This window comes from Flavobacterium sp. PL11, assembly GCF_035985025.1.
GTDB lineage: Bacteria > Bacteroidota > Bacteroidia > Flavobacteriales > Flavobacteriaceae > Flavobacterium.
In genome coordinates, this window is the sequence record NZ_JAXCIA010000011.1 from 16,798 (window position 1) to 31,413 (window position 14,616).

Sequence of the window (14,616 nt, forward strand, 5' to 3'; positions counted from 1 at the left end):
TTTGGAATTCGGAATATGGAATATGGAACTTAAAATATTGGAATTTACATAATTATGAGAGTATTTAAATTTGGTGGTGCATCCGTTAAAGATGCTGCAGGAATTAAAAACGTATATGACGTTTTACAAAAAGTAGGTTATGAAGATGTTTTATTAGTAGTTTCGGCAATGGGTAAAACGACTAACGCCTTAGAAGTTGTTATTAAAAATTATTTTGATAAATCTCCTGAACTGAATTCGTCGGTACAAGAAGTAAAAAACTACCACCATCAAATTTTGTTAGATTTATTTGAGCATGAAAATAAAGATGTTTTTACAGCAGTACATTTACAGTTTGCCGAGTTAGAATATTTTTTAGCGCATAATAAATCTCCAAATTATAATTTTGTTTATGACCAAATTGTCAGTTTTGGAGAACTAATTTCAACAACAATATTAAGTCATTTCATGAATTTCATGGGCACAAAAACACAGTGGCTTGACGTTCGAAATTTTATAAAAACAGATAAAAATTACAGAGATGCTGAAATAGACTGGGGATTAACTCAGAAAAACATTTCCAAAAACGTAAAGAAAAAAATTTTAAATATAACGCAAGGTTTCTTGGGATCTGATGAGAACAATTTCACCACTACATTAGGTCGAGAAGGATCTGATTATACGGCTGCTATTTTTGCTTATTGCTTAAATGCTGAAAGTGTGACCATTTGGAAAGATGTTCCTGGCGTAATGAATGCTGACCCAAGATATTTTGAAAATGCGAGTTTACTGAATCAAATATCGTATCGTGAAGCTATTGAACTTGCTTTTTATGGCGCTACGGTTATTCACCCAAAAACCTTGCAACCGTTACAAAAAAAGGAAATTCCGCTGTACGTAAAATCGTTTATCAATCCTTTGCTTAAAGGAACTAGTGTTTCTAGAGGAGCCGATTTAGAGCCTTATTTACCTTGTTTCATTGTTAAAAGAAACCAACTTCTAATTTCGCTTTCCTCGATTGATTTTTCTTTTATTATGGAAGAGCACATTAGTGAAATTTTTGCTTTGTTTCACCAATTTAAATTAAAGGTAAACTTAATTCAGAATTCGGCTATTAGTTTTTCGGTTTGTGTGGAGGATAAATTTTGCAATTTTAATGATATAAATGCCATCTTGTCTAAAAAGTTTAAGGTGGAATATAATGAGAATGTAACTTTATATACCATCAGACATTTTGATGAAAATGCAGCACAAACTGTGGAAGGAAATAAAGTTGTTTTATTAAAACAATTGAGCCGAGAAACGATGCAGGTGATTACAAAAGAATAAATAAAAATAGGAAACCACTTAGTCGTTTTCCCTTTTTTTTGGCTATCCTAATACTTGTTTGTTCCATAAATCATAATATTTTCCTTTTTGTTCTAATAAAAAACTATGATTTCCTGTTTCTACAATTGTCCCGTTTTCCATTACTAGAATAGTATAAGCATTGGCAATGGTGCTTAATCGATGGGCAATAACAATAATTGTTTTGCCTTGCGCTTTAAAATCATCTATCACCCGTTTTACAATTTGCTCTGCATTAGTATCTGGTGATGATGTAGCTTCATCCATCAATAAAACCTCAGGGTTCTTGTATAATGCTCGTGCAATAGCCAGACGCTGTTTTTGCCCGCCTGATAACATTGCGCCATTCTCGCCAATTTGGGTGCCAAATCCATTGGGTAGTTTTTCTACAAATTCAGTTATTCCGAGTTGTTTAGATAAATCTAAAATGCGTTGCATGTCTGGAAAAGAATCGCCCAAGGCAATATTTTCGATTATATTTCCTGAAAACAAATTGAGTTGTTGCGGAATAACTCCAATATAATTGCGCAAACTTTGATAATGTATAAATTGCGAGTCGTATTCACCAATGTAAATTTTGCCTTCTTTTATAGGATATAAATTTTGCAAAAGCGAAATCAGTGTTGTTTTGCCACTACCACTTTCACCAACAATAGCTGTGGTTTGATTTTTTTTGAAAACTGCATCAAAATTCTTAAAAACTTCCGTTCTAGAACCGTATCTAAAACTGACCTTTTCAAATTTTATATCGCCAATATTTTCTCTTTGCAATGCTACTTTATTCTCGGTTTCTTCTCGCTCTAAATCCATTATTTCAAAAAGACGATCGGCAGCAATAAGTGCATTTTGTGCCGTTTTATTCATACCAATAAGCGATGCCACTGGCGACGTAAAATAACCTATTAAAGCATAAAAAGAAAATAATTCGCCTGGCGTAATAGCTCTATCAATTACATAACCTGAACCTATCCACATTAAAATAACTGTAAAAATAGAAGCCAAAAACTCTGTTGAAGTTCCTGCAAAAACACTATTTAAACCTGATTTATAGCCTGAAAACAACAATTTTACAAACTTATTTTCGGTTTTAAGATTAGAGAATTCTTCTATTCCAAACTCCTTAACCGTTCTTACGTGAGTTACGCTTTCTACCAATTGGGTTTGCAATTCAGCAGCATTTTCCATTATAACTCGTTCAACCTTTTTATTGAATTTATTTAGAACAAAATAAATTGCAGCATAAAACGGAATTACCAGCAAAATAACTAAAGCTAGTTTCCAGTAATACGTAAACATTAAGGTAAACGAAAAAATAATAATAAAGATATTTACATCATATCAATAGCAACTTCATTGATAAACGACCTAATTTTAACAGCATCGCCTATTCGCGAGGTTATTTCGCCAACTTGCATTGTATCAAAAAATCGTTGCGGCAAATGCAATAAATGTTTGTAATAGCCTAAAATTAATTTGGCATCTATTAATTGCCCCGTTTTCATCACAAAAATGCTCTTTTTAGACCAATGTACGCTTGAAGCAAAATGATACCAATCATAGAAACGCTCAATAAATTAAGTAAATTTCTATTGCCTTCAACCAAAACATAATCGGTTATTTTCTGGATATAAATAGACATAGCTAAACCTAATATGGTAAATAGTATTGCACCAACCAATGCCTGAATTAAGATGGTTTTGTGTGGCTGAACTAAATGCCAAAAACGCAAAGCTGGGGAAGTTTTATCATTATAAGTTTTAAAATCATCACTGGGTGCAAAAAGAATCAAAACACTAGACCATATTTCTTGAAATTTTTGAAAAGTGTAGGTTTCTATTTTGCCATAAGCAGGATCCATTGCTTCAATTGTATCCTTATTGACTTTATAGATAACGATGTAGTGGTGCAATTGTTCTTTTACCACAACATGAGCAATGGCAGGAAGCGGAATTTTATCAATCGCATCCATGCCGCCTTTTACTCCTTTGGCAGAAAAGCCCGTTTTTGCAGCAGCCTCAATAATTCCCAGAACATTGGTGCCTCGTTTGTCTGTATTTGCATACTGACGAATGCGCGCTATAGGAAGATTTACCTTATAATGATTGCCTATAGAAGCGAGACAAGCAGCACCACAATCTTTAATATCATGTTGTTTTATTTTAATGGATGCCATTTTCTGAAAGATTATCAGAAAATAAAAGGTAGCTTGTGAGATTAAATAATAGTTTTCAACATTTTTTTTATCAACTCAGGAGTTCTTCTGTCATCGATTACAACAAGAACGTTCAAATCAATGTCATTGCTATCAAAACCTATAAAAATATGATTTTGAGTAAAATAGAATAATTTATTGTCAGAGGTTTTTTAAGGTGAAGCAATTGAAAAGCTACTTCTCTTTTCAAGCCTTGAAAAATGTAGCTTCTCACAACTTCTTTTTTTTCTCCAAGGCCAATTTCTTTTTTATTAATTCGTCTTTTAATTTCCCTTCTAGCTCTTTTTGAATGACAATTTCTTTGAGTAACTTGTTTTCTTTTTCAAGCTCTCTAATGCGTTTAAGTTGATCTGGAGTCATTCCGTGAGAAAAACCCTCTTCTCCCATAGTATCCATTTTCTTTTTCCAAGCATAATAACTCGCAGGAAATACCGAGTACTTCTCTAATGTAAGTTTAACGCCTTGTTCTGAAGCTTCTTTTATGATTTTTAGCTTCTCTTCTTTGGTAAATTTTCGTTTTTCCATCCTACAAAATTATAGTTTTTGATTTATAATTGTGTCCGATTATTTAAGGGTCCAAAACATCCATCTAAATCTCTTTTCTCCTGACTACTTAGCTCTACTAAATTCAAATTTTCTAAATTCATAATTTCTAGTTTTTAAAATTAAACATTTTTTGGTTTTAACAAGTCTATTCTCGAGATATTTTTGTTAAATCAAAATTGTGTAATAATTTTTTGATAGTCAATAACTTTTTAGAAAAAATTATTACTTTTACAATAAGATATATAATCATAAGTTATGGAAACCATTATCGATAAGATAAAAACCATTAAAGACAAAAAAGGATATTCGCATGAATACATGCGGCATCACCTACATATTAGCCAAGTTGCCTACTCTAAAATTGAAAAAAACGATCATTAAGTTTAATATTATTTTCTATCCTTCACCAATTTTACTTTCAAGATAATTGCAATAGTTATTAATGCAAAAAACAAAGGATACATAAAAGGAATGTCCAAATGAAAAACAATTCTTAAGAGCGCCAAAATAATAATTGAAATATAAACAAATAATTGTGCTGTTTTCATGTTATTGAATTAAAAAATTTCTCATTGAAATATACCATTTTTGATTACAAAAAATATTAGTCCAGTATTTTGAGAAAGAAAATAATATATATAAACTTTTTTTTCATAAAGAACTCAATGAAAATTAATTTTTAAATTATTAAAAAACCAGTGTGTACTTATCTATATGAAATAATACCATTTAGTTAAGTACACAAATCAGAATTTAACTAAATATTCTTCTGGATTTTTTTTTATTTAAGCATGACTACCAGCTACCTTCAGAACCGCTTCCTGTACTATAACCTGTACCATTACATTTTCCACAATTTCTTTCATGATACATCATCGCACCAGCTGCCACAATAGCTAAACCTTCTAATAATTTTACAACCCATCCCCCATCTACTTCTTGCACCTCCTGAGCATTAAGCTCCACTAAATTCAAATTTTCTAAATTCATAATTTCTAGTTTTTAAAATTAAACATTTTTTGGTTTTAACAAGTCTATTCTCGAGATATTTTTGTTAAATCAAAATTGTATAATAATTTTATGACAATCAATAACTTTTTAGAAAAAATCATTACTTTTATAATAAAATTTATAATTAAAAGTTATGGAAACCATTATCGATAAAAATAAAAACCATTAGAGGCAAAAAAAGATATTTGAATGAGTACATATGGCATCACTTAGACATTAGCCAAATTGTCTACTCTAAAATTGAAAAAAACGAAACCAAACTTTCAGTAGAACGACTTTATAAAATTGCGGAGATTCTGGAAACTTCAGTTGCCTCTATTCTAGTCATCAGTCCTAGCAACATTTATACTCAAAACAACAACAATGATAATGCTACCGTTATTGTACATTAAGAGGTAGAGCACTTATACCAAGACCACAAAGAAACTAACGAAAAATTTATAGCTTCGTTACAGGATGAAATACAGTTTTTGAGAGATTTACTTGTAAGTAAACCATCATAAACACACAACTTGTAAGCAAAACAATCATTAAAGGTATATTTTGGTTTGTTTGTGTAATGTATCGAAAAAGTTTTTAATACAAAACAAATAACGGCTTATCTATAAATACCATCATAACTAGCCTCATAACCAATTCATATTTTCTCAATTATCAAATTATATATACTACTTTTGATACTTTTGAGTTATTCTACTTATGTTTAAAAAACTACTTTTTTGGGTTGCCATAAGTTGTTTTTCTGCGCTACAAGCACAGGAAATTAATTTTTTATACAAATCAAAAAAGATATTGCCTTCTCGTGATACTATTTACATTGAAAAAGAAAGTATAAATCCCAGTTTTTTTAAGGTGCTTGACGCCAATGGCCAGCCAATAAACAGCTCTGAATATAACATTAATTATAAAAAAGCTTTCTTACTTTTTACAAATGTTAACAGTTCAGATTCTATCACCGTTAAATACCTGAAATTTCCTGAATTTCTAACAAAAGAATATCGAATCTACGATGCAAGCAGAGTAGTCGAAAATCAATCGGGTTTAGGAAATTTATATGCAGTTGAGGATTCTAAAATTAAAAAGAACATTCCCTTTGACGGTTTAAACACTTTAGGAAGTATCACACGGGGAATTACAATAGGCAACAATCAAAATGCGGTGCTCAATTCCAATTTAGATTTACAAATCACAGGAAAAATTTCTGAAAAAGTAAGTTTACGAGCTTCCATTCAAGATAGTAATATTCCACTTCAAGATGGTGGATATTCTCAAAAACTAGATCAGTTTGACAACGTGTTCATGGAGATTTTCAGCGACAAATGGAATATTAGAGCTGGAGATATTTTCTTAGAAAATAGAAATTCACAGTTTTTAAATTTTAATAAAAAAGTGCAAGGCTTATCCACAAGTTTTAATTTTGGCACTGAAACTAATAAAACCAATGTTTTTGCATCTGCTTCACTAGTTCGCGGTCAATATGCTAAAAGTACTATTATAGGACAGGAAGGAAATCAAGGACCTTATAAATTAAAAGGACAAAATGGCGAGTTATATGTACTCGTCATTTCAGGATCAGAGCGCGTTTATGTTAATGGATTGTTACTAAAAAGAGGAGAAAACAATGATTACACGATAGATTATAACGCAGGCGAAATTATTTTTACACCGTTATATACAATCACTTCTGAAATGCGTATTGCAATTGAATATCAATATTCTGATAGAAATTACACGCGTTTTGTAACTTATGCCGGTGCCACTCACGAAAATAAGTCATGGAGTTTTGGAGCCTATGTTTATTCAGAAAATGATCAAAAAAACCAACCTTTACAGCAAAATCTTTCGGCGGAGCAAGCTCAAATTTTAGTTGAAGCAGGGGATAATTTGAACTTGATGGTTGCTCCGTCCGCTTATTCAGATACCTATTCTGAAAACAAAGTTCTCTATAAAAAAAGCATTTTCAATGGCGTTGAAATTTTTGAGTTTTCAAATGACAAACAAGATGAACTATTTAATGTTAGATTTACTCTTGTAGGTGCTAACTCTGGAAATTATATTGTTACAAATTCAGCAAACATAACCCGAGTTTATCAATATATCGAGCCTGTAAATGGAATTCTGCAAGGAAATTACGAGCCTATTATTACACTGATTGCACCTACCAAAATCCAAGTTGCCACTTTTTTAGGAAAATACAAGCCTACTGATAAAACAGCAGTAGATTTTGAAATAGGAATAAGCAACAATGATAAAAACTTATTTTCGACACTTGATGATAAAAACAATAAAGGACTAGCAACAAAAATAAATGCAAAACAGCGTATATTCTCTAAAAAATGGAAATTAGACGCTTTTACCAATTATCAATTTATTCAAAAGAATTTTCAAGCAATTGAAAGACTATATACAATTGAATTTGACAGAGATTGGAATTTAGGCACGGCAGGAATTGGCAATCAGAGTTTGCTAATCTCAGGATTACAATTAGATTTAAATCCAAAAATTAATTCACCAAATCAGGGCAAAATTTTATATCAGTTTGAAAAACTGGATTTCTCGGATAATTTCTCAGGAAATAGGCATATTTTGGATGGATTATTTCAGCTTAAAAAATGGAGTTTTTTAAATCAAGGAAGTTTTTTAAAAAGTGAAGGTTCTGAATTCTACTCTCAGTTTTTAAGAAATCAATCTCGACTTCGTTTTCATTTTAATAAAAATTGGATTGGCTCTACGATGCGCTTAGAAAACAATCTGGAGAAAAATAAAGCGACAAATCAATTTTCGGCTTTAAGCCAAAAATTTACTGAATATGGTATTTATACCGGTCGTGGGGACAGTACAAAAGTTTTTGTAGAGTTAGGTTTTTTAAAACGAACTAATGATAGTTTACAAAATGGAATTATTAAAAAGGTCAATGCTTCGCAGTCTTTTCAATTAAAGTCTAAATTGATTCAAAACAATAAAAGTGATTTATCACTGTATGCCAACTACAGAATATTAGATTTTGAAGATCCCACTAGAAAAAAAGAATCTTCGTTGAATTCAAGAATTATTTACACCGATCGTTTTTTTAATCAGTTAATTCAGAACACAACCGTTTATGAAACGAATTCAGGAAGTATACCACAGCAAGAATTCTCTTATCTCGAAGTTCCTGTAGGACAAGGAGTTTATACTTGGAATGATTATAATAGCAACGGCATTCAAGAGTTACAAGAATTTGAAATAGCGCCATTTATTGATCAGGCAAAATTTATACGTGTGTTTTTACCCAATAGGACATATATCAAAACACACCAAAATAAATTCTCACAATCTCTAACATTCAATCCCAATCAATGGCAAAATGATAAAGGAATAAAGAAAATTATTTCCAGTTTCTATAATCAAACAGCCTTTATTATTGATAGAAAAAATCGCAGTGATGGAATTACTTTTAATTTAAACCCTTTTAGTAATTCGAATGAAAATGTGCTGGGACTGAACTCAAGTTTACGAAACAGCTTGTTTTTTAATAGAGGCAAGCAGGATCATTCAGTCACCTACACGTATTTAAAAAATAATACTAAAAACTTATTGTCTATTGGTTCACAACAAGCAACAAATAGTTTAAATCAATTACAATATGCACATTTATATAAGAAGAGTTGGCTTTTTGGTTTCTTAACTAAAACCTTTCGAACCACAATAAAATCTGAAAATTTTCCAGAAAAAAATTATGAGATCTCAGGATTTCAACTCGCTCCAAAGATTACCTATTTATTTTCAAAAAACACGAGCTGGGATATTTTCTATGAATTACAAAATAAAAATAATCAGATAGGCGTTTTTGAAAAACTAATTCAAAATCGTTTTGGAACCGCATTTGCTTACGCTAGTGATAAAAAATTTACTATGAATAGCGAACTTTCGTATTACCAGAATAAATTTAGTGGAAATGAGTTTTCGGCTGTTAGTTTTCAAATGCTAGAAGGACTGCAAATAGGACAAAACTTGACATGGAAACTGCTTTTGCAAAAAAACATTACGCAGTTCTTAGATATTAATTTCAATTACCAAGGCAGGAAAAGTGAAACGAGCCAAGCCATTCATACAGGAAATGTACAATTGCGCGCTTATTTTTAAATTAAAGATAGTTTGTCAATTGAAGTTTTCATAACACTATTTTCAATGAGTCCTAAGTCTATGAAAAAAACAATCTTAATAGCTCCTCTAAATTGGGGTTTAGGTCATGTAACAAGATGTATTCCTATAATATCTGCTTTATTGGAAAATAATTTTAACCCAATAATTGCTTCAGATGGACAAGCACTATTATTATTAAAAAAAGAATTCCCTGATTTACTAGCGCTTGAGCTTCCTTCCTACCAAATTGAATATCCCAAAAATGGTAAAAATCTAAAATGGAAGTTATTTAAAAATAGTTTAAAAACTGTCCGAGCAGTTCGACAAGAAAAAAAAATAATTGCAGAATGGATTCCGGAATATAATATAAACGGAATCATATCAGACAATAGATTAGGAATTTATAGCTATAAAGTTCCTTCTGTGTATATTACCCATCAATTGAAAGTGATGTCAGGAAATACGACTTGGATTACTAGTAAAATACATCAACAATTTATAAAAAAATACACTGAATGTTGGATCCCAGATTTTGAAAGTGAGCCAAATCTCAGCGGTAAACTTGGACATTTAGCAAAAACTAGCTTAAAAATTAAATATATTGGTTCTTTGAGTCGGCTGAATAAAAAAGATATACAAATAAAGTATGACCTAATGATTGTTCTTTCTGGACTAGAACCTCAGCGCGGACTTTTCGAGGCAAAACTAAAAAAAGAAGTTTTGAAATATGAAGGTAAAACCGTATTTATAAAAGGTGTGATTGAAGAAAATCAAATAAAAAAACAAGAAGGAAATGTAACCTATTATAATTTTATGACTTCTAAAGAACTTGAAAAAACTTTTAATTCTAGCGAACTCATTCTTTGTCGCGCTGGTTATACTACAATTATGGATTTAGCGCAACTCCAAAAAAAAGCATTTTTTGTTCCCACTCCAGGACAATTTGAACAAGAATACCTCGCTAAATATTTACTGCAAGAAAATTTAATTCCTTTCGCAACGCAGGATAATTTTAAAATAGAGCTTCTTCTAGAAATTGATAATTATAAAGGATTGCCAAGAAAAGCTTCTCAACTTAACTGGGGGAAGTTATTTCAGGTTTTTGAATAGTCACTTCACCTTTAAATTTGTCACATTTAAAAAAATCTTGTATCGAATGCAAAAAATTTATCTTTGAAGACTAATTTTAAACTATAAAAAATGCAAATTGTATTCGCTTCTAGCAATAAAAATAAAATATTTGAAATGCAGAGTATGCTTCCTGACAGTATTAAAATTCTTAGTTTAGAGGATATTGGTTGCCATGAAGATATACCAGAAACCGCAGATACTATTGAAGGTAACGCAATTTTAAAAGCAAATTACGTAAGCAGTAAATATGGTTGCGATTGCTTTGCTGATGATACAGGCTTAGAAGTTGAAATCTTAAATGGCGAACCTGGCGTATTTTCAGCTCGATATGCTGGAGAACAACGCAGTGCTGAGGACAACATGAATAAATTACTGACTGCACTTGGAAACAAAGACAATAGAAATGCACATTTTAAAACGGTAATAGCCTTGAACATAAATGGTATTCAAAAATTATTTACAGGAGTTGCAGAAGGCGAAATTACAATTGAACAGTCGGGAGATGGAGGATTTGGTTATGATCCTATTTTTAAACCAAAAGGCTATGTGGAAACATTTGCAGAATTATCGCTAGAAATAAAAAATGAAATTAGTCACAGAGGTAAAGCGACAAAGCAATTGCTTGATTATTTGACAAAACTTGGATAATTAAACATTTCTTCATTATTTACGTGCGAAAATTATTCTATAGTAAAGTAATTAAGATCTAAATTGATTAAACAAATTTTCCGAATTCATTATTAAAAACATAACAATCTGATAATCAAATCACAATTTCTTAAAATAGCATTAGTTTATATAAATAATTTAGAGTAATTTTGCACCCTATTTTAAAAATACATATGAATAAATTTGAACAATTAGGATTGAGTGAATCGTTACTGAAGGCGATTTTAGATCTAGGATTTGAAAGTCCGACCGAAGTACAGGAGAAAGCGATTCCCCTATTATTGGAAAAAGATACAGATATGGTTGCGTTGGCTCAGACAGGGACAGGGAAAACGGCAGCTTTTGGTTTTCCAGTTATTCAGAAAATTGATGCTGACAACAGAAACACACAAGCATTAATTTTATCTCCAACACGCGAACTTTGTTTGCAGATTACCAACGAAATTAAAAACTACTCTAAATACGAAAAAGGTATTAATGTGGTAGCAGTTTACGGCGGAGCGAGCATTACAGACCAAGCGAGAGACATAAAGAGAGGTGCACAAATTATTGTGGCAACTCCAGGAAGAATGCAAGATATGATTAATAGAGGTTTAGTTAACATCTCTCAAATTAATTACTGTATTCTTGACGAAGCTGACGAAATGTTAAACATGGGTTTCTACGAAGACATCGTAAACATCCTTTCTACAACGCCAGACGACAAAAACACATGGTTATTCTCTGCCACAATGCCTGCCGAAGTAGCACGTATTGGAAAACAATTCATGAAAGATCCAATTGAAATTACAGTTGGAACTAAAAATTCAGGTTCAGCTACCGTTTCTCACGAATTTTACTTAGTAAATGCACGTGATCGTTACGAAGCTTTGAAGCGCTTAGCTGATGCTAATCCAGATATTTTCTCAGTAGTTTTTTGTCGTACTAAAAGAGATACGCAAGCAGTTGCCGAAAAATTAATTGAAGATGGATACAGCGCAGCAGCTTTGCACGGAGATTTATCTCAAGCACAACGGGATGGTGTAATGAAATCTTTTAGAGGAAGACAAATCCAAATGCTTGTAGCGACTGATGTTGCGGCACGTGGAATTGACGTTGATAATATTACTCACGTAGTAAATTACCAATTACCTGACGAAATAGAAACATATACTCACCGTTCAGGTCGTACTGGTCGTGCTGGAAAACTAGGAACTTCGATTGTAATTGTCACTAAAAGCGAATTGCGTAAAATTTCTTCAATCGAAAGAATTATTAAGCAAAAATTTGAAGAAAAAACCATTCCATCTGGAATTGAAATCTGCGAAATTCAATTACTACACTTAGCTACTAAAATTAAGGATACTGAAGTTGATCACGAAATTGACAACTACTTACCAGCAATTAATAGCGTTCTTGAAGGTTTATCAAAAGAGGAATTGATCAAGAAAATGGTATCAGTTGAATTCAATCGTTTCATCAATTATTACAAGAAAACTAGAGATATTTCAGGACAATCTTCAGTTTCTGAAAGACGTGATCGTGATGATAGAGATGGTGCTCCAAGAGAAAACAATAATGGTGGCGCAACAAGATATTTTGTGAACATAGGTTCTAGAGATAATTTTGACTGGATGTCATTAAAGGACTATTTGAAAGAAACATTAGACTTAGGTCGTGATGACGTTTTCAAAGTAGATGTAAAAGAAGGTTTCTCTTTCTTTAACACTGATCCAGAGCATACGGATAAAGTAATGGAAGTATTGAACAACGTACAGTTAGAAGGACGTAGAATCAATGTTGAAATTTCTAAGAACGACGGTGGCGGAAGACGTGATCATAATGGAAGAAGTTCTGGCGGAAGTTTTGGTAGCGGAAGAAGTTCAGCACCTAGAAGAGAAGGTAGTTTTGCTCCAAGACGTGAAGGTTCTTCAGGTGGCGGATTTAGAAGCGACAGAAATTCAGCTCCTAGGGAAGGTGGATTTGGCGGAAGAAGTGATTCAAGAAGCTCCGCTCCAAGAAGAGAGGGTGGTTTTACATCTGATAGACCGAGAACGGAAGGATCATCTGAAAGAGCACCTAGACGTTCTGAAAGCTTTGGTGATTCCCCAAGACCTAGAAGACCTAGAAAAGAGTAACATTCATTGTTAATCTTCTTATAATTATATTAAGAAACTACAAAATATTACATCCTGATTTATTACTTTTAAAGTTTTAAATTAGAATATGAAATATTTTGTAGTTTTTTTATTTTTAATCTTATCCACAACTGCTATTTCGCAAGTTAAAGAACCCTCCCATAAAGTAAACGCTATCATTATCAGCAACACTACTAAGCAACCTTTGGTTGGTGTCAATATTATCAATGTCAATAAAGTTAGAGGAGCCACAACTGATTTAGATGGCTACTTTGAAATAGATGTTCAAGTCAATGATACTTTACATGTTACTAGCTTAGGTTTTCAGTCGCTACGAGTAAGAGTAACAAATGACTGGATAAAAAATATTACTACAAAAATTCAACTTACCGAAAAAGCAATTGCTCTAGAAGAAGTGGTTATTCGCCCCTTTAACTTAACTGGTTACCTAGAAGTTGACACCAAAATAATTCCCGTTAAAGAAAATTTTAGATATAGTATTTCTGGTCTGACCCAAGGTTATGAGGCAGGTCAATATTCTCCAAATGCTTTTGGTAGAGTTTTAGGATCCATTTTTAATCCGGCAGATGTTCTTTACAATTTCTTCGGGAAAAATCCCAAAGAACTTAGAAAATTAAAGGAAATGAAGAAAGACGACACCGTGAGAAATCTTTTAGAATCAAAATTTGATAGAGAAATGATTGCTGTGCTTTTAGGTGTAGATAAAAATGAAATCGCTGAAATTTTACAGCGTTGTAATTATTCAGAGTCATTTATACAAACCGCAAACGATCTTCAAATTATGGATGCCATCAGTGGTTGTTATGAGGAATATAAGGTCTTGAAAAAGAAGTAAGGGGAAATGAAATTTCAAACTTTAAAATTCCAAATTCTAATAATGGGAGGGAATTAAATTCCAAACTTTTAAATTCCACATTCCAATAATGGGAGGGAATTAAATTGCAAACTTTAAATTCCAAATTGCAAAGCTTTTAGAATAGAAATTAATTTTTTAAATTCCAAGTTCAACAATTTGGGAAATGAAATTCCAAACTTTAAAGTTCTAAATTCCAGTACATGTAAAGTAGAAATTCTATTTTTTTAAATTCCAAATTCCAAAAATTGTAGAAAGAAAATTTACATAATCTACAAGAAAAATTCCAAATTTTAAAAAAGCAAATTCAATATTTTAGGTTGCAATAATAAGCCCTTTTTATATTAATTAGTCTGAAGGTAAATGCAATGGCAAAATATCACAATTATTTTTCCATCCACTTTAAATTAGTAAAATAATTTTTTAAAGTTAAAAATTAATGCTAATTCGTGAAAATTGTGTAAAAAAAAGTGTCGCCGTTGATTTGCAATATTTTTTGTTTCCAAATCAAAAAATAACCTATATTTACTCGTAATACTAAACACTAATTTTAAATATCTAAATCATGGCAAAAAGTCAAGACGCAAAGAAAACTGCGAAAAAAG

The 14,616-nt window shown here is 31.6% G+C and carries 10 protein-coding genes and 1 pseudogene; 8 read left to right on the forward strand and 3 right to left on the reverse strand.

Annotation, left to right across the window (positions count from 1 at the left end):
* Positions 1-54: 54 nt before the first annotated feature.
* Positions 55-1,308 carry an aspartate kinase gene (locus tag RCH18_RS07525; protein WP_326936138.1) on the forward strand — a complete coding sequence of 418 codons (1,254 nt, stop codon included), beginning with the start codon at positions 55-57 and terminating at the stop codon, positions 1,306-1,308.
* Between the two features lie 42 nt (positions 1,309-1,350).
* On the opposite strand, the pseudogene RCH18_RS07530 reads toward RCH18_RS07525, so the two are convergent.
* Both RCH18_RS07530 and RCH18_RS07535 read right to left on the reverse strand, forming a co-directional pair.
* Positions 1,351-3,499: pseudogene (locus tag RCH18_RS07530) on the reverse strand (peptidase domain-containing ABC transporter).
* 249 nt (positions 3,500-3,748) lie between these two features.
* Positions 3,749-4,063, reverse strand: a complete 315-nt coding sequence (locus RCH18_RS07535) for a transposase (RefSeq protein ID WP_196831047.1) — start codon at positions 4,061-4,063, stop codon at positions 3,749-3,751.
* 276 nt (positions 4,064-4,339) lie between these two features.
* Here RCH18_RS07535 and RCH18_RS07540 point away from each other — a divergent pair, with 276 nt between their 5' ends.
* The gene (locus RCH18_RS07540) at positions 4,340-4,465 is read left to right on the forward strand and encodes a hypothetical protein (RefSeq protein ID WP_326936139.1); all 126 of its coding nucleotides are present in this window, start codon (positions 4,340-4,342) and stop codon (positions 4,463-4,465) included.
* A 414-nt stretch (positions 4,466-4,879) separates the two neighbouring features.
* On the opposite strand, the gene RCH18_RS07545 is transcribed toward RCH18_RS07540, so the two are convergent.
* Positions 4,880-5,074 carry a class IIb bacteriocin, lactobin A/cerein 7B family gene (locus RCH18_RS07545; RefSeq protein ID WP_326936140.1) on the reverse strand — a complete coding sequence of 65 codons (195 nt, stop codon included), beginning with the start codon at positions 5,072-5,074 and terminating at the stop codon, positions 4,880-4,882.
* Positions 5,075-5,280: 206 nt separating this feature from the next.
* Between RCH18_RS07545 and RCH18_RS07550 the strand changes: the two genes are divergently transcribed.
* The 6 genes from RCH18_RS07550 (at position 5,281) to RCH18_RS07575 (ending at position 13,993) form a co-directional block, all read left to right on the forward strand.
* Positions 5,281-5,487: a helix-turn-helix domain-containing protein gene (locus RCH18_RS07550; RefSeq protein WP_326936141.1), complete on the forward strand. Its 207-nt coding sequence runs from the start codon at positions 5,281-5,283 to the stop codon at positions 5,485-5,487.
* A gap of 307 nt (positions 5,488-5,794) precedes the next feature.
* Positions 5,795-9,220, forward strand: coding sequence for a hypothetical protein (locus tag RCH18_RS07555; protein ID WP_326936142.1), 3,426 nt, complete (start codon positions 5,795-5,797; stop codon positions 9,218-9,220).
* Between the two features lie 60 nt (positions 9,221-9,280).
* On the forward strand, positions 9,281-10,330 hold the full coding sequence (locus tag RCH18_RS07560; RefSeq protein ID WP_326936143.1) for a glycosyltransferase family protein: 1,050 nt from the start codon (positions 9,281-9,283) through the stop codon (positions 10,328-10,330).
* A gap of 90 nt (positions 10,331-10,420) precedes the next feature.
* Positions 10,421-10,999, forward strand: a complete 579-nt coding sequence (locus RCH18_RS07565) for a non-canonical purine NTP diphosphatase (RefSeq protein WP_326936144.1) — start codon at positions 10,421-10,423, stop codon at positions 10,997-10,999.
* 194 nt (positions 11,000-11,193) lie between these two features.
* Positions 11,194-13,137: a DEAD/DEAH box helicase gene (locus RCH18_RS07570; protein WP_326936145.1), complete on the forward strand. Its 1,944-nt coding sequence runs from the start codon at positions 11,194-11,196 to the stop codon at positions 13,135-13,137.
* Positions 13,138-13,225: 88 nt separating this feature from the next.
* Complete coding sequence (locus tag RCH18_RS07575; RefSeq protein WP_326936146.1) at positions 13,226-13,993, forward strand: carboxypeptidase-like regulatory domain-containing protein; 768 nt, start codon at positions 13,226-13,228, stop codon at positions 13,991-13,993.
* Positions 13,994-14,616 lie beyond the last annotated feature (623 nt).

Excerpts from the sequence above, each read along its gene's own strand:
- RCH18_RS07555 (WP_326936142.1), top strand. The coding sequence starts at position 5,795 with ATGTTTAAAAAACTACTTTTTTGGGTTGCCATAAGTTGTTTTTCTGCG.
- RCH18_RS07575 (WP_326936146.1), top strand. The coding sequence starts at position 13,226 with ATGAAATATTTTGTAGTTTTTTTATTTTTAATCTTATCCACAACTGCT.
- RCH18_RS07565 (WP_326936144.1), top strand. The coding sequence starts at position 10,421 with ATGCAAATTGTATTCGCTTCTAGCAATAAAAATAAAATATTTGAAATG.
- RCH18_RS07570 (WP_326936145.1), top strand. The coding sequence starts at position 11,194 with ATGAATAAATTTGAACAATTAGGATTGAGTGAATCGTTACTGAAGGCG.
- RCH18_RS07545 (WP_326936140.1), bottom strand. The coding sequence starts at position 5,074 with ATGAATTTAGAAAATTTGAATTTAGTGGAGCTTAATGCTCAGGAGGTG.
- RCH18_RS07540 (WP_326936139.1), top strand. The coding sequence starts at position 4,340 with ATGGAAACCATTATCGATAAGATAAAAACCATTAAAGACAAAAAAGGA.
- RCH18_RS07560 (WP_326936143.1), top strand. The coding sequence starts at position 9,281 with ATGAAAAAAACAATCTTAATAGCTCCTCTAAATTGGGGTTTAGGTCAT.
- RCH18_RS07535 (WP_196831047.1), bottom strand. The coding sequence starts at position 4,063 with ATGGAAAAACGAAAATTTACCAAAGAAGAGAAGCTAAAAATCATAAAA.
- RCH18_RS07525 (WP_326936138.1), top strand. The coding sequence starts at position 55 with ATGAGAGTATTTAAATTTGGTGGTGCATCCGTTAAAGATGCTGCAGGA.